This window comes from Nonomuraea sp. NPDC049695 (assembly GCF_040674955.1).
Lineage (GTDB): Bacteria > Actinomycetota > Actinomycetes > Streptosporangiales > Streptosporangiaceae > Nonomuraea > Nonomuraea helvata.
The window spans coordinates 1-15,392 of the sequence record NZ_JBFANV010000054.1; the positions used below are offsets into that span (position 1 = coordinate 1).

14 protein-coding genes are annotated in these 15,392 nt (G+C 68.9%); 7 read left to right on the forward strand and 7 right to left on the reverse strand.

Annotation, left to right across the window (positions count from 1 at the left end):
* Window positions 1-96 precede the first annotated feature (96 nt).
* Window positions 97-1,113: a magnesium/cobalt transporter CorA gene (gene corA, locus AB0J64_RS35695; RefSeq protein ID WP_364037178.1), complete on the reverse strand. Its 1,017-nt coding sequence runs from the start codon at window positions 1,111-1,113 to the stop codon at window positions 97-99.
* 447 nt (window positions 1,114-1,560) lie between these two features.
* Between corA and purD the strand changes: the two genes are divergently transcribed.
* From purD to AB0J64_RS35720, 5 genes are all read left to right on the forward strand, one after another.
* Window positions 1,561-2,775, forward strand: a complete 1,215-nt coding sequence (purD, locus tag AB0J64_RS35700) for a phosphoribosylamine--glycine ligase (protein ID WP_364037181.1) — start codon at window positions 1,561-1,563, stop codon at window positions 2,773-2,775.
* Entirely contained in the window at window positions 2,772-3,608 is an 837-nt protein-coding gene (locus AB0J64_RS35705) for a phosphoribosylaminoimidazolesuccinocarboxamide synthase (protein ID WP_364037184.1), read from the forward strand. The genes purD and AB0J64_RS35705 overlap by 4 nt, the downstream gene beginning before the upstream one ends.
* A gap of 77 nt (window positions 3,609-3,685) precedes the next feature.
* Entirely contained in the window at window positions 3,686-4,951 is a 1,266-nt protein-coding gene (murA, locus tag AB0J64_RS35710; RefSeq protein WP_364037187.1) for a UDP-N-acetylglucosamine 1-carboxyvinyltransferase, read from the forward strand.
* 201 nt (window positions 4,952-5,152) lie between these two features.
* The gene (locus tag AB0J64_RS35715) at window positions 5,153-6,442 is read left to right on the forward strand and encodes a transcriptional regulator (protein WP_344999136.1); all 1,290 of its coding nucleotides are present in this window, start codon (window positions 5,153-5,155) and stop codon (window positions 6,440-6,442) included.
* 481 nt (window positions 6,443-6,923) lie between these two features.
* Window positions 6,924-7,943 carry an EamA family transporter gene (locus tag AB0J64_RS35720; protein WP_364037191.1) on the forward strand — a complete coding sequence of 340 codons (1,020 nt, stop codon included), beginning with the start codon at window positions 6,924-6,926 and terminating at the stop codon, window positions 7,941-7,943.
* A 24-nt stretch (window positions 7,944-7,967) separates the two neighbouring features.
* Here the strand turns inward: AB0J64_RS35720 and hisC are convergent, their stop codons facing one another.
* The 5 genes from hisC to fbaA all read right to left on the reverse strand — a co-directional run bounded on the left by hisC (window position 7,968) and on the right by fbaA (window position 13,524).
* Window positions 7,968-9,026 (reverse strand): histidinol-phosphate transaminase, encoded by a 1,059-nt coding sequence (hisC, locus tag AB0J64_RS35725; RefSeq protein WP_364037194.1) that lies wholly within the window; start codon window positions 9,024-9,026, stop codon window positions 7,968-7,970.
* 48 nt (window positions 9,027-9,074) lie between these two features.
* Window positions 9,075-10,574, reverse strand: a complete 1,500-nt coding sequence (locus tag AB0J64_RS35730) for a protein kinase (RefSeq protein ID WP_364037197.1) — start codon at window positions 10,572-10,574, stop codon at window positions 9,075-9,077.
* Between the two features lie 92 nt (window positions 10,575-10,666).
* Window positions 10,667-11,950, reverse strand: coding sequence for an adenylosuccinate synthase (locus AB0J64_RS35735; RefSeq protein WP_364037201.1), 1,284 nt, complete (start codon window positions 11,948-11,950; stop codon window positions 10,667-10,669).
* 106 nt (window positions 11,951-12,056) lie between these two features.
* Window positions 12,057-12,467 (reverse strand): DUF3151 domain-containing protein, encoded by a 411-nt coding sequence (locus AB0J64_RS35740; RefSeq protein ID WP_364037204.1) that lies wholly within the window; start codon window positions 12,465-12,467, stop codon window positions 12,057-12,059.
* A gap of 34 nt (window positions 12,468-12,501) precedes the next feature.
* Window positions 12,502-13,524, reverse strand: coding sequence for a class II fructose-bisphosphate aldolase (gene fbaA, locus AB0J64_RS35745; RefSeq protein WP_364037207.1), 1,023 nt, complete (start codon window positions 13,522-13,524; stop codon window positions 12,502-12,504).
* A gap of 109 nt (window positions 13,525-13,633) precedes the next feature.
* Here fbaA and AB0J64_RS35750 point away from each other — a divergent pair, with 109 nt between their 5' ends.
* Both AB0J64_RS35750 and AB0J64_RS35755 read left to right on the forward strand, forming a co-directional pair.
* Complete coding sequence (locus AB0J64_RS35750) at window positions 13,634-14,326, forward strand: DedA family protein (RefSeq protein ID WP_364037210.1); 693 nt, start codon at window positions 13,634-13,636, stop codon at window positions 14,324-14,326.
* A gap of 62 nt (window positions 14,327-14,388) precedes the next feature.
* Window positions 14,389-14,796 (forward strand): hypothetical protein, encoded by a 408-nt coding sequence (locus tag AB0J64_RS35755; RefSeq protein WP_364037213.1) that lies wholly within the window; start codon window positions 14,389-14,391, stop codon window positions 14,794-14,796.
* Here the strand turns inward: AB0J64_RS35755 and pyrE are convergent.
* On the reverse strand, window positions 14,793-15,326 hold the full coding sequence (gene pyrE, locus AB0J64_RS35760) for an orotate phosphoribosyltransferase (RefSeq protein WP_364037216.1): 534 nt from the start codon (window positions 15,324-15,326) through the stop codon (window positions 14,793-14,795). The genes AB0J64_RS35755 and pyrE overlap by 4 nt on opposite strands.
* Between the last annotated feature and the right edge of the window lie 66 nt (window positions 15,327-15,392).

Consider the following 15,392-nt stretch of genomic DNA (forward strand, 5'->3'; position numbering starts at 1 on the left):
ATCGACCGGACCACCTACAAGGCCACCATCAGCATCAACATGATCCCGGCCAGCCCTTGACGCCGCCACCACAGCCCTAACTGAACGGCGTTGGGTCTAGAGCCAGCCGTTCCTGCGGAAGCCCCGGTGCAGGAGCACACAGGCGGCCACCATGACGGCCAGCACCGCGGGGTAGCCCCAGACCTGGTGGATCTCCGGCATGAAGTCGAAGTTCATGCCGTAGATCCCGGCGATCATCGTGGGCACGGCCAGGATGGCGACCCAGGACGAGATCTTGCGCATGTCCTCGTTGGCGAGCGCGTTGGAGCGGGCGAGCGCGGCCTGCAGGATCGAGCTGCACAGCTCGTTCGAGGACTCGACCTGCTCGCACACCCGGGAGAGGTGGTCGCCGACGTCGCGGAAGTATTCACGCATGTCGTTGGGGATGACGCGGCGCTGCGGCAGTGCGGCCAGGGGGGAGAGCAGCGGCATGACGGCCCGCTTCATCTCCAGCATCTCCCGCTTGAGCTGGTAGATCCGGTTGATGTCGCGGGAGCTGACGTCGGCGAACACCGTCGCCTCGACCTCTTCCAGCTCGAGCTGCATGAGGTCGGCGACCTGGAGGTACTGGTCGACGACGTGGTCGGCGATGGCGTGCAGGACGCCGGCGGGGCCGCGGTTCATCAGCTTGGGCTTGTCCTCGAGGCGCTCGCGGACCACCGTGAGGGGGCAGTGCTCGCCGTGGCGCACCGTCACCACGAAGTCCACGCCGAGGAACACCATGATCTCGCCGGTGGCGATGATCTCGCTGTTGCCGGTCAGCTCGTCGTGGTCGAGGTAGGAGACGGTCTTGAGCACCATGAACAGCGACTCGCCGTAGCGCTCCACCTTGGGGCGCTGGTGCGCTTTGACGGCGTCCTCGACGGCCAGCGGGTGCAGCCCGAACACCTCGGAGAGCCACTCCACCTCGGGGGCCTCGGGCTCGTGCAGCCCGACCCAGACGAACGCGTTGGCGCCGTCGGAGCTCTTGTTGTGCTCGCGTACGAGGTCGAGCGCCTCGACGATGCCGGAGGCGGCGACCTTCTTGCCCTGGATGTAGGCGCCGTACTCGACGAGGGAGTCAACGGGGGGCACGCAGACCTCACGCACCGACTCGGCGAGCGCGAGCCCGGTGTGCGGACGAACAGGGTGACGGTTGATGCGACGGAAAAGCGTGGACGAGCGCATGGCAGTCCCTTTCCGCCCGACCTGGCACGCTCCACGCGCGACGAAAAGTCACCTCACAGAATGCGCGGAGGCACGATCAGGCTGCCGGATTGGAGTGGTCGGGGGTATACGGGGTGTACGTGAACGAGCACGTACTGCTGGGATCACCAGGTTTCATCCCGGACCACCTCCAATCGCATTGGGACGCCGCGAAGCCGCCCTAACTTACCACAGGCGGGTGAACCTACTTGACGATACTCGCAAGGATGGCCTGGACTCAGGTAGAACTCGACAAAGTTCCGGTGCTATTCGGGCGAATGGTGTGGTCGAGCACCCTCGCGTGCGCGGGGCGGCGGGCCTGCGACAATGGACCGCGTGCGCGTTCTAGTCATTGGTTCCGGAGGGCGTGAGCACGCCCTGTGCCGTTCACTCAAACTCGATCCCCAGGTCGGCGAGCTCCACTGTGCCCCGGGCAACGCGGGCATCGAGGAGGTGGCGACCGTCCATCCCGTCGATCCGCTCGACCCTGAGCAGGTGGCCGAGCTGGCCCTGCGGCTGCGGGTCGATCTCGTGGTGGTGGGGCCGGAGGCGCCGCTCGTGGCGGGGGTGTCCGACGCCGTACGCGAGGCGGGCATCGCGTGCTTCGGGCCGTCGAGAGAGGCCGCCATGATCGAGGGCTCCAAGACGTTCGCCAAGGAGATCATGAGGGCGGCCGACGTGCCGACCGCGCGGGCCAGGAGCTGCGTCACGGAGGAGGAGGCGGCCGCCGCTCTCGACGAGTTCGGCGCCCCGTACGTGGTCAAGGACGACGGGCTGGCCGCCGGCAAGGGCGTGGTCGTCACCGACGACAGGGAGAAGGCGCTGGCGCACGCGCAGGCGTGCGACCGGGTCGTGATCGAGGAGTTCCTCGACGGGCCCGAGGTGTCGATGTTCGCGCTGTGCGACGGGAGCACCGCCGTGCCGCTGCAGCTCTCGCAGGACTTCAAGCGCGCCTACGACGGCGACGAGGGCCCCAACACCGGCGGCATGGGCGCCTACACCCCCCTGCCGTGGGCGCCTGACGGGCTGACCGAGCAGGTCATGCGGGAGGTCGTGCACCCGACGATCGGCGAGCTGACCCGGCGCGGGCTGCCCTACCAGGGCGTGCTCTACGTGGGGCTGGCCCTGACCTCGAAGGGGCCGAAGGTCGTCGAGTTCAACGCGCGTTTCGGCGATCCGGAGACAGAGGTGCTGCTCGACCGGCTGGAGACGCCGCTGGGCGGGCTGCTGATGGCCTGCGCGACCGGCGAGCTGGGGCTCGACCCGGTGTTCAAGGACGGCTCGGCCGTGACCGTGGTGATCGCCGCGGAGAACTACCCCGAGGCGCCGGTCAAGGGCGACGTGATCAATGGGCTTCAGGAGACCGACAACGCGTACGTCCTCCACTCCGGCACCAAGCGGCAGGGCGACGAGGTGGTCTCCAACGGCGGCCGGGTGCTCAACGTGGTCGGCCACGGACCCGACCAGGAGAGCGCGCGCCAGGCGGCCTACGACCTCGTCGGCCGGATCGAGCTGCGCGGCTCCTTCCACAGGACGGACATCGCCCGATGAAACACGTGCACTCCGGCAAGGTACGCGACCTCTACCAGACCGACGAGGGTCTGCTCCTGATGGTCGCCTCCGACCGGATCTCGGTCTTCGACTACGTGCTGGAGACCGAGATCCCCGACAAGGGCGCCATTCTCACGCAGATGTCGCTGTGGTGGTTCGACCAGCTCAAGGATGTCGTGCCCAACCATGTCGTGGCACCCGGCGACGCCGCCCGCAGCGTGCTGTGCAGGCCGCTGCGGATGGTGCAGGTCGAGTGCGTGGCACGGGGCTATCTCGCGGGCGGCGGGCTGAACGAGTACCGCGCCGACGGCACGGTCTCGGGCGTCCGTCTGCCGGAGGGGCTCGAGGACGGCTCCCGGCTTCCTGAGCCGATCTTCACGCCGTCCACGAAGGCGCCCATGGGGCAGCACGACGAGCCCATCTCGTACGAGCAGGTCGTCCAGGAGGTCGGTGCGGAGACCGCCGAGGAGTTGCGGCGGATCACCCTGGCCGTCTACACCCGCGGCGCGGAGATCGCCCGCGAGCGCGGCATCATCGTGGCCGATACCAAGATCGAGCTCGGCTGGGACGCCGACGGGGTTCTGACGCTCGGCGACGAGGTGCTTACGCCCGACTCGTCGCGATTCTGGCCGGCCGACCAGTGGCAGCCGGGCCGTGCGCAGTATTCTTTTGACAAGCAATTTGTGCGCGATTGGTTGCTATCGCCCGAATCGGGATGGGACAAATCCTCCGGAACCCCCCCACCTCCCCTTCCTGACCACGTGATCGAGCGCACAAGGCAGCGATACCTAGAAGCATATGAGCGCGTCACGGGGGCTTCCTTTAGCGGATGATTCGGCTGGGTCATGTGGTGTAAGCGACTACTGTTGGCCCGATCGAGCCTCACCGTTGATTTCAAGGAGCCGCACGAATGGTCCGTTACCGCGTGCGCGGTGGCAACGCACTGCGTGGAACCGCGTTCATCCAGGGCGCGAAGAACGCCGTGCTACCCATGATCGGTGCGGCTCTGCTCGCCGCCAAGGGCCGCACCGTCCTGCGCAACGTGCCGATCATCGAAGACGTCCGCCGCGCGATCGAGCTGGCCGAGGCGGTCGGCGCGTACGTCGAGCTGCACGAGTCCGAGCGCACGCTGGTCATCGACGCCTCCAGGGTGGACAGCCCCGTGCTGCCCGCCGCGATCGCCAGGCGCTTCCGCGGCTCGGTTCTGTTCACCCCCGCTCTGCTCCACCGGCTGGGCGAGGCGATCGTGGAGGGCGTCGGCGGCTGCAACCTCGGCAGCCGCAACCTCGACTTCCACTACCTCGGCTACAAGCGGCTGGGCGCCATCGTGGACGAGGGCGACACCGTCATCCACGTCAAGGCGTCCGGCCTGACCGGGGCGACCCTCTACCTCGACACCCCGTCACACACCGGCACCGAGAACCTCATCATGGCCGCCGCCCTGGCCAAGGGCACGACGGTGATCGAGAACGCGGCGCTGGAGCCCGAGGTGCTCGACGTCATCGACATGCTCACCAAAATGGGCGCGCGGATCAGCGGCGGCGGCACGGGGTTCATCACCGTGGAGGGCGTGGAGGAGCTGCACGCCGTCGAGCACACGGTGATGCCCGACCGGCTCGACGCCGGTGTGTTCGCGATGGCCGCGGCCATCACCGGGGGCGAGCTGAGCCTCGTGGGCACGGGCCTCGACCTCGGCGTCGTCCGCTACAAGCTGGAGCAGATGGGGGTCGACTTCGCCCGCCAGGGCGCCGTCCTGCACGTGCGGTGCGAGGGCCCGCTGCGGCCGATCAACATCATCACCGACACCTACCCCGGCTTCGCCACCGACCTGCAGTCCCCGATGATGACCGTCGCGGCGCTCGCCGACGGCACCAGCTACATCCACGAGCGCATCTTCGACGGCAGGTTCGCCCTGGCCGGAGAGCTGAACAAGATGGGCGCGAACGTCGAGGTCGAGGGCAGCCGGGCCGTGGTGCGCGGCAGGACGCCGCTGATCGGCACCCAGGTGACGGCCCACGACCTGCGCTCGGGCATCGCCCTGGTGCTCGCCGGGCTCGCCGCCGAGGGCGAGACCGTGATCGACTCCGGATACCTGATCGACCGCGGCCACGCGCATCTCGCCGCCCGAATGCGCGCGCTCGGCGCGGACATTACACGAGAGATTTCAGAGCGCTAAAAAACGCTGGAAAAACCTCGTTGAGCTGCTAGGACATCTTGTCGGGCGGTCAACCTCTACGGCTTTCCGGAAAAGTCGGGCGTGACATTACGGCCCCCGCGAGCGATCGTTCCAAAAGAGAGCACTGCAACGGACGGCAGGATGGGACGAACATTGGTCGATAGGGCCGAAGAAACTCCCCGAGTGTCACGCCCGGGCGCTATGACACCGGACCTAACCATCGGCGTGGTCGGACCTCACGACTTGGTCGAGCGAGTCATGCTGATGGGTCATGCCGCGGCACCATTGCCGTGTCGCCTTGTCGCGGCTGCGTACCGCGACGAACAGGAGGCACCGGACAAGGTGACGCGGCTCGGTCCCGGAGTCGACGCATGCCTGTTCGCCAGCCCGGTCCCCTATGACCTGGCCAGGCGTTCCGGCGTGCTGACGATGCCCGCGACGTACGTCCAACTCGGCGGAGCAGCATTGGTGGCGGCGCTGGCCAAGGCCGCGCTAGACCCCCGCATCGACCCGCAACGGGTCAGCATCGACGTGGTGAGCAGGGCAGATGTCGAGGAGGCCTACACGGACCTCGGCATTCCCGCCGCCGACGTGCACAGCCGCGACGAGCCGGGCGCCACCGGCACGATCGCGGCTTACCATGAACGCCTGGTCAGGCAGGGGGCGACCTCCGGGGCGCTGACGTGCCTGCCCGCGGTGGGCGAGCGCCTGCACGCGGCAGGCGTGCCGGTCATCAGGATCAGGCCGACCTCGGGCGCGGTCCGCACGGCGCTGCACACAGCGGCGCTGCTGGGGGCGCATCACCGGCTGGAGGAGTCGCAGCTGACGGTGGTCCTGGTGGAGGTGCCGACGCTGCGCGAGCCCGTACGCCGCGCCGCGCCCCGCTACTGGCGCGACGAGCTGCGGCTGTCGCTCCACCGGCTCCTGGTCCAGGAGGCGAACCGGATGAACGCCACCGTCTGGCCCATCGACGATCACAGCTATCTGGTCACCGCGACCAGAGGCTCGATCGTGGCGGCGACGGACGGGTTCAGGGTGCTGCCGTTCGCCGGGAGGATCAGGGACGAGCTGGGTCTGGCGGTCGAGGTCGGCGTGGGCATGGGACGCACGACGCACGACGCGGAGTCGCACGCTCGGGCGGCGCTGGCCCGCACGCAGGCGGGCAAACAGGCGCAGGGGTTCGCCGTGGACCGCGAAGGGCGAGCGCTCATCCCCGCTCCCCGCATGCCACCCGCTGGATCGGCCGCACTCAAGCCGAAGGGCGTGGAGGTGCTGGCCCGGCTGGCGGCCAAGCTCGAGGGTGGAGACACCGTGGTCGACGCCGAGGGGGCGGGCAAGATGCTGGGCGTCACGCCCCGCACGGCCCGGCGGTTGCTGCGCACGTTGGTTGACGAGGGACTCGCGTGGCCGCTCCCGCCGAACCGCACACCCCAGCCTGGCCGTCCGCGCCAGCTGTACCGGCTGATCGTGGAGAAACTCGGTCCCCGATGAGGCCCCGGTTCCTGGGGAGTGCCGTGCTTGAGCCCGTCGCCTGATGGCGGCGGGCTCTCGTCCGCGCGGAAAGAGCTGAGTGGTTCCGGGGCGTTTGGGTACTTTGTCGTGACCTGTGGCAGACGATGGCATTGACAATCAGTGTCATCACTGCGAACTCCCACATTGACCCCGGTGAAGTTATTGGTTGACCCGTGTAGATGCGGGTATGTTCTCGGACGCCCCCGATCGACGAGATTCGGACGGGGGCGCCAAATTCTTTCCGGCGCCGCCCCTGCCGCTCGGTGAGTCGAGTCGCGCGCTCCCGGTGTGCGTTTCTGGTCGGGGCGCCGTGCTTTCGCCCAACATCACGTGCATGGCCGCGAGTCGTGGTAGCGATGTGACCGGTTTCGGGCTGATCCGTCCGGCGTTGCGGGTCGCCGTCGTTCTGGGTCCGATACCTGCCGGAGCACGTCAGAGCCGACCTGTATGGTCATGAGTCATGAAGTTAGACACCACTGACAGTCGCACTCCGCTCATGGTCTGGGGTGCCTTGGCCACCGTCTACGTGGTGTGGGGTTCGACGTATCTCGGGATCGGCATCGCGGTCGAGTCGATGCCGCCCATGCTGAGCGGGGCCATGCGGTTCATCGCCGCCGCCGTCCTGCTCGCCGGCTTCCTGCTGGTGCGGTCGGGGCCGGCGGCCTTCAGGATGTCGCGCAGGCAGTTCCTCGGCGCGGCCCTCGTGGGCGTGCTGCTGCTGACCCTGGGCAACGGGCTGCTGGCGGTGGCCGAGCAGTACATCTCCACGGGCCTGGCGGCGCTTCTGGTGGCCTCGGTGCCGCTGTGGCTGGTCGTGTTCAGGTTCGCCGTGCGCGACCGTCCCAAGGCGCTCACGCTCGTGGGTGTGCTGATCGGGCTCGGCGGGGTCGCGGCACTCTCGCTGACCGGCGCCCAGGGCGGCAGCGGCGTCGGGATCGTGGCGGTGCTGCTCGGCTCGGTGTCCTGGTCCGTGGGCTCGTTCCTGTCGGGCAGGATCCAGATGCCGGCCAACCCGCTCGCCACCAGCGCCGTCGAGATGGTCGTGGGCGGCGCCGGACTGCTGGTGCTCGGCCCCGGGATCGGCGAGCGGCTCGACCTGTCGGCCGTCACCACCAGGTCCTGGGTGGCGCTGGCCTATCTGATCCTGGTGGGATCCCTGATCGGGTTCACCGCGTTCTCGTGGCTGCTCGGCAACGCCCCCATCTCGCTGGTGTCCACCTACGCGTACGTCAACCCGGCCGTGGCCGTCGCGCTGGGCGCGCTCGTGCTGCACGAGCCGATCACGACGCAGGTGCTCGTCGGTGGCCTGGTCATCCTGGTGGGCGTGGCGCTGGTGATCTCAAACGAGGGGAAGAGACCGAAGCGCGTCCTCGAAGACCTCGACGGTGACGGTGACGTCGGCCTCGGTGTGCGCGGTGGACAGGCACCACAGCCCGCGCGGCACCATGTTGACCCCCCGGTCGAGCAGCGCGGCGTGTAGGCGCCGCAGGTGATCAGCCGCTGATCAGCCGTGGAAGGCGCTCGCCGCCGCGAGGAAGGCGTCGTTGGCCTCCGGGTCGCCGATCGACACGCGGGCGCCTTCCCCCGCGAACGGCCGCACGGCCACCCCCTCGACCGCGCATGCCGCGGCGAAGTCCATGGTGCGCTCGCCGAGCCTGAGCCAGACGAAGTTGGCCTCGGTGGGCGGCACCGTCCAGCCCTGGGAGATCAGCGACTCGCGGACCCGCGTGCGCTCCTTGACCACCCGCTCGACCCGCTCCAGCAGCTCGTCCTCGGCCTGGAGCGAGGCGATGGCCGCCACCTGGGCGAGGTGGTTGACCGCGAACGGGATGATCGTCTTGCGCACGGCCGTCGCCACCGGCTCGTGCGCGACCAGGTAGCCGACCCGCAGGCCCGCCAGCCCGTATGCCTTGGAGAACGTACGCAGCACGCAGACGTTCGGCCGGTCGCGGTAGAGGGTCAGGCCGTCGGGGACGTCCTCGTCGCGCACGTACTCGCGGTAGGCCTCGTCCAGCACCACCAGCACGTGCTCGGGCACCCGGTCCAGGAACGCCTCCAGCGGGCCCCGGCGGACGGCGGTGCCGGTGGGGTTGTTCGGGTTGCACACGAACACCATGCGGGTGTCGTCGTTGATCGCCGCCGCCATGGCGTCCAGGTCGTGGTCCTCGCCGACCAGCGGCACCCTCACCGACGTGACTCCGGCCAGGTCGGCCAGCAGCGGGTACGCCTCGAACGACCGCCATGCGTACACGACCTCGGCCCCGGGCTCCCCGACCGTCTCGAACAGCTGCTGCGCCACCGTGACGGACCCCGCGCCGAGGGCGATGTGGTCGACCGGCACGCCGAACCGCTCGGCGATGGCCTCGGTCAGCTTGACCGCGCCGGGGTCGGGATAGCGGTTGATCTGCCGCGCCCCCTCGGCGATGGCCTCGACCACGGACGGCAGCGGGTCGTACGGGGACTCGTTCGACGACAGCTTGTACGACCGGCCGTCGGGGGTCACAACGGCCTTGCCCGGCTTGTAGGCGGCCATGGTGTCCAGGATGTGGCGGAAACGAGGCATGACCTAACCATATGAGGCCCGGCGGGCCCAGGCATCAACCAGGGCGCACTAGCGATACTTGTCGAGGGCCGCCGCGACGAGCTTGGCCGCCTGGTCACCGGTGGCGAACCCGGACCGGCGGTGGTTCAGGTAGATGAGCACCCAGACGTTCGACAGGCAGAAGGAGATCTGCGTCCGATAGAGCCGCAGCCCGCCGAGGACCGATCTCTGGGTGAAGCTGTACGCCGCGTCGCCCACGGCCGGACCCTTGCGGAGCTTGGTCCCAGGGACGCGCTTCGGCTCCTCCTTCATGCTCTTGACCGTCTGCTCATGGGCGGCGCACGCGCTCCAGGAGGAGCTGATGGCGCTGAGGTTCAGCCCGGTGCCGTCCCCCTTGTTCCACATGCAGCTGCCGGCGGACAGATACTGGCGCTTGGCCGAACCGCCCAGCAACGAGCGCACCTGGGCGCTGGTCAGCAGGTCGCACGCCTCGAAGGCGCGTTTGATCTGCGGCGTTGTCGGCGACGGCGGGCCGAATGTCGGCATCGAGTAGGTCGGCACCGAGTAGGTGACCGGGGGTGAGAGCGCGAAGCCGAGTACGCGGACGACGTTCGGAAACAGGCGCGGCACGACCACGACCGTCGCCGTCACGACCAGCACCACCGCCAGCACGGCACCCACGGCGAGCTTGGTCCGGCCGCGTCGAGGCTGGCGTACCGGCCTGGTGTGCCGCTGCCTCAGGGCCGGGGCGGTCGCGGGGTTCCCCCGCGAGATGGCCTCCAGCGAGCGGCCCGCCTCGTCCGGCGGGCAGCGCCGCGCCGGGTCCTTCTCCAGGATCGCGGCCAGCACGGGCGCGAGCGGTCCTGCCAGCCGGAAGGGGGCGGGCTCCTGCATCAGCACGGCCGCCAGCACGGCGGCGGTGTTCGGGCCGGCGAACGGCGGGCCGCCCTCCACGGCCGTGAAGAGCGTGGCGCCGAGCGACCACAGGTCGGCGGCAGGGCCGTCCGTCTCGCCCCTCAGACGCTCGGGCGCGATGTAGCCGGGCGAGCCGGTCAGGAACCCGGACTGGGTGAGCGCGGGGTCTCCGGCGATGGTCGCGATGCCGAAGTCGGTCAGCAGCACCCGCCCGTCGTCGGTGAGCATGACGTTGGCGGGCTTGACGTCCCGGTGCAGGACGCCCGACGCGTGCGCGGCCGCGAGGGCGTCGAGCACCCGCAGGCCGATCCCGGCGACCTGCCGCGGCGGCAGCGGGCCGTTGTCACGTACGGCCTGGTCGAGGGAGCGGCCGCGGACCAGTTCCATGACGATCCACGGCCGCCCGCCGTCGAGGACGACGTCGTGCACGGTGACGATGGAGGGGTGGGAACGCAGCCGCGCCGCGGCCCGTGCCTCGCGGAGCGTGCGTTCGGTCAGCTCGGTCCGCGAGGCCGCGTCGAGGTCCGGCGGTAACTTGACCTCCTTGACGGCGACCTCCTGCTGGAGCAGCTCGTCCGTCGCCCGCCAGACCGTGCCCATGCCGCCCTCGCCGAGCTGCGACTGCAGCCGGTAGCGGCCCCCGAGCAACGTCACCGCGCCCCCTCTCCGATCTTCCGTGGCCCTCTGTCAATATCACGGCCGACAGGGACTAATCAGGCGGTAAGGGGAACGAGTCGATCGCGGGATCAGACGAGCGAGCGCACCACCACGGTCTGGTCGCGGCCGGGGCCGACGCCGATGGCCGAGATCGGGGCGCCGCTCATCTCCTCCAGCGCCCGCACGTACGCCTGCGCGGTGGGCGGCAGGTCGTCGAACGACTTCGCGCTGGTGATGTCCTCCTGCCACCCCGGCAGTTCCTCGTAGACCGGAACGGCGTGGTGGAAGTCCGTCTGCGTCATCGGGATCTCGTCGTGCCGCACCCCGTCCACCTCGTAGGCGACGCACACCGGGATCTTCTCCAGTCCGGACAGCACATCCAGCTTGGTGAGGAAGTAGTCGGTGATCCCGTTGATCCGGGTCGCGTAGCGGGCGATGACCGCGTCGAACCACCCGCAGCGCCGGTTGCGGCCGGTGGTGACGCCGTACTCGCCGCCCGTCTGCCGCAGCCAGTCGCCCACCTCGTCGGTCAGCTCGGTCGGGAAGGGACCGGAGCCGACGCGGGTGGTGTACGCCTTGAGAATGCCGATGATCTTGGTGAGACGGTTCGGCGGGATGCCGGCGCCGGCGCAGGCCCCGCCCGAGGTGGGCGAGGAGGACGTGACGAAGGGGTACGTGCCGTGGTCGATGTCCAGCAGCGTGCCCTGGCCGCCCTCCAGCAGCACGAACTTGCCCTCGTCCAGCGCCTTGGAGAGCACCAGCGAGGTGTCGGCGATGTGCGGCTTGAGCCGCTCGGCGTAGGCGAGGTACTCCTCCAGGACGGCGGAGGGTTCGATGCCGCGCCGGTTGTAGACCTTGGTCAGCACCTGGTTCTTCTCGGTCAGGGCGACCTCGATCTTCTTCGCCAGGATGCCGGGGTCGAGCAGGTCCTGCACGCGCACGCCCATGCGGGCGATCTTGTCGCCGTACGCCGGCCCGATGCCGCGCCCCGTGGTGCCGATCTTGGCCTTGCCCAGGTAGCGCTCGGTGACCTTGTCGAGGGCCTTGTGGTGGGGCATGATCAGGTGCGCGTTGGACGAGATCAGCAGCCGCTCGGCGGAGATGCCGCGCGCGGCCAGCCCGTCGATCTCGCTCAGCAGCACCCCGGGGTCGATGACCACGCCGTTGCCGATAACGGGCACGACGTCAGGCGACAGGATTCCCGTGGGTAGGAGATGGAGCGCGTATTTCTGGTCCCCGATGACCACGGTGTGTCCCGCGTTGTTGCCACCTTGATAGCGGACGACGTAGTCGACGTCGCCACCGAGCAGGTCGGTGGCCTTGCCCTTGCCCTCATCGCCCCACTGGGCGCCAACGAGAACGGCAGCCGGCATGGTTGTGTCTCCCGTGCACAAATCGAAACCCCTGGCGCAAGCGCGACAGGGGCTCTTGCGTAGAGAGACTACCCGAACGTGCCCATACGTCCCAAGACAGCGATTGCTAGCCCTTGGTGAGCGCGTCGTAACCGGTCTCCGTGCTGTCCTTGAGGAACTGCAGGCACCGCTCGGCCTCGTCCTTCTCGCCGATCGCCTGGGCGGCCCTGGACAGGGCGTACAGGCAGCGCAGGAAGCCGCGGTTGGGCTCGTGCTCCCAAGGGATGGGGCCGTGTCCCTTCCAGCCGTTGCGACGCAGTTGGTCGAGCCCGCGGTGGTAGCCCGTGCGGGCGAAGGCGTAGGAGGTGACGGCATGGCCCTGCGCGAAGTACTCCTCCGCGAGCGACGCCCATGCCGCTGGATGGGCGGGGAAGCGGGCGGCCACGTCGGCGGCCTTGGCGCCCGATTCGAGCGCCTCCCTGGCCTCGGGCAGATCCGGCAGTTGAGTCGGGGGCGGCCCGGCGAGAAGGTTATCCATACGACAAGTCATACCCGCCGGGCCGCGAAAGGCGCTACGAGATCTTCGTCCCACTCGACTTGAGGTTCTCGCACGCCTCGACGACGCGCGCCGCCATCCCGGCCTCGGCGGCCTTGCCGTACGAACGCGGGTCGTACGCCTTCTTGTTGCCCACCTCGCCGTCCACCTTCAGTACGCCGTCGTAGTTGCGGAACATGTGGTCCGCGACCGGCCGGGTGAAGGCGTACTGGGTGTCGGTGTCGATGTTCATCTTGACGACGCCGTACGAGATGGCCTCGTGGATCTCCTCGAGCGACGAGCCGGAGCCGCCGTGGAAGACCAGGTCGAACGCCTTCTCCTTGCCGTACTTGGCCGCGACCGCGTCCTGGAGGTCCTTCAGCACGCTCGGCCGCAGCTTGACGTGGCCCGGCTTGTAGACGCCGTGCACGTTGCCGAACGTCGCCGCCAGGATGTAGCGGCCCTTCTCACCGAGGCCCACGGCCTCGGCGGTGGCCAGCGCGTCCTCGGGCGTCGTGTAGAGCTTCTCGTTGATCTCGCCGACGACGCCGTCCTCCTCGCCGCCGACGACGCCGATCTCCATCTCCATGATGATCCGCGCCCTGGCGCACTTCTCCAGGAGCTCCTTGGCGATCTCCAGGTTCTCGTCGAGCGGCACGGCCGAGCCGTCCCACATGTGCGACTGGAAGAGCGGGTCGAGGCCCTTGGAGACCCGCTCGAGGGAGATGTCGATCAGCGGCCGCATGAAGCCGTCGAGCTTGTCCTTGGGGCAGTGGTCGGTGTGCAGCGCCACCGTGACGGGATATTTCGCGGCCACGACCCGCGCGTACTCCGCCAGCGCCGTCGCGCCCGTGACCATGTCCTTTACGGTGGCTCCTGACAGGAATTCGGCGCCGCCCGTGGAGACCTGGACGATGCCGTCGCTCTCCGCCTCCGCGAAGCCGCGCAGGGCGGCGTTCAACGTCTGCGACGACGTCACATTGATCGCCGGGTAGGCGAATCCGCCGGCCTTGGCCCGGTCGAGCATCTCAGCGTAGACCTCTGGAGTCGCAATAGGCATGATTCATCTCCCTGAGAAGTTACGGCTTCGCGCCAGGCCCAGTATTCCGGGTCACTACCCCATGTGGTAGACACAACGCGTTTGTGCCCGCTACGGGTAGGCTCTCGGCGTGGACTGGCTCTGGAATCTCCTCGACCCGACGTGGTGGCTGACCGTGTTGGGGGCTTTCGCGACGATCGGCGTTCTCGCGATCATCTTCGCCGAAACCGGTTTGCTGCTCGGGTTCTTCCTGCCTGGCGACTCACTCCTGGTGGCCGCGGGGATTTTCAGCTCGGCCGCGGTGGCTGACGGAATGGGCATCGAGCCTCTCTCCATGCCCGTCCTGTTGATCGGCACGCCGCTGTGCGCCATTGCGGGCGCTCAACTGGGGCATTTCCTGGGAGCCAGATTCGGCCGCAAACTCTTCGAGAAACCTGATTCGCGGTTGTTCAAGAGGGAGCACGTCGTCAGGGCCGAGGAGTTCTTCGAGAAGTTCGGTCCGGCCAGAGCGGTGATCCTGGCCAGGTTCGTGCCGATCGTGCGCACGTTCATGAATCCTGTCGCGGGCGTGCTGGAGATGCCGGCCAAGCGCTTCTTCCTGTGGAACGCCATCGGCGGCGTGGTCTGGGTCGAGGGCCTGCTCCTGCTCGGCCACTTCCTCGGCAGCAAGGTCGACCCCAAGCAGATCGACAGGTACATCCTGCCGGGCGTCTTCGTCATCGTGCTCATCTCGCTGATCCCGATCATCATCGAGGTGATCAAGAAGCGCCGGGAGCGTAAGAACACCCCCACGCCCAACGGCAAGCACCACCGCGTGCACTGACCCGAAAACCGGGGGTTACCCGGGGTACGCTGCCGTCTGTGGGACGCCACAGGTCAGATCCGATGGGCCTTGCCCGCTTGGCGCTCGCCCTCCTCGCCGCGGGCGCCGTGGTGACGCTCCTCGTCATCGGCGCTCGCGCGCTGCTCGGCTCGTCCGACGCGACGCAGGAGCGAGAGCGTGCCGTCGCCGCCACGACCGGCCCGGTCACGGCGGCCACCGCGCGGGAGCCGACCGTGCGCATCGAGTGCGTCGCCGAGACCTGCCCCATCGTCACGGTACGCGTGCCGGGCGGCGACGTGCTGCAGTACCGCGAGATGAGCAGGGGCGAAGAGGTCAGCTACTTCGAGCCCGAGCTCGACGTCGTGCTCAGTGACGCGGGCACGGTCCGCGTCACCGAGAACGGCAAACCCAGGGACCAGGGCAAGGACGGCGAACGCGACGCGTTCACCGTCAAGAGCCCCGGAGGCTAGAGCCCGAGGTCTTCGAGGGTGAAGGCCGAGCGGTATTCCAGGCCCTCGCCGGTGATGCGCTCCCTTGCGCCCCTGTCGATGATCGTCGCCACGGCCACGACCTCGGCCCCCGCCTCGCGCAGCGCCTCGACGGCCGTCAGCGGCGAGCCGCCCGTCGTGGAGGTGTCCTCGACGGCCAGCACGCGCCGCCCCCTCACCTCGGGGCCCTCGATCCTGCGCTGCATGCCGTGCTGCTTCTGCGCCTTGCGGACCACGAACGCGTCGAGCGTGCGCCCGCGCGCCGCCGCCACGTGCAGCATCGCGACCGCCACCGGGTCGGCCCCCAGCGTGAGCCCGCCCACCGCGTCGAACTCGAGGTCCGCCGTCAGGTCGAGCATCACCCTGCCGACGAGGGGCGCGGCCACGCCGTCGAGCGTGATGCGGCGCAGGTCGAGGTAGAAGTCGGCCTCCATGCCGGAGGAGAGGATGACCTTGCCGTGGACGACGGCCTTGCTCTTGATCTCGGCCAGCAGGTTGTCGCGATCCGTCATGCGTCCAAGCTTATGGGCCTGCCCGAAGGTCTCGACTCGGAGGCAAAGGCACGGGCGCGGTTTAGT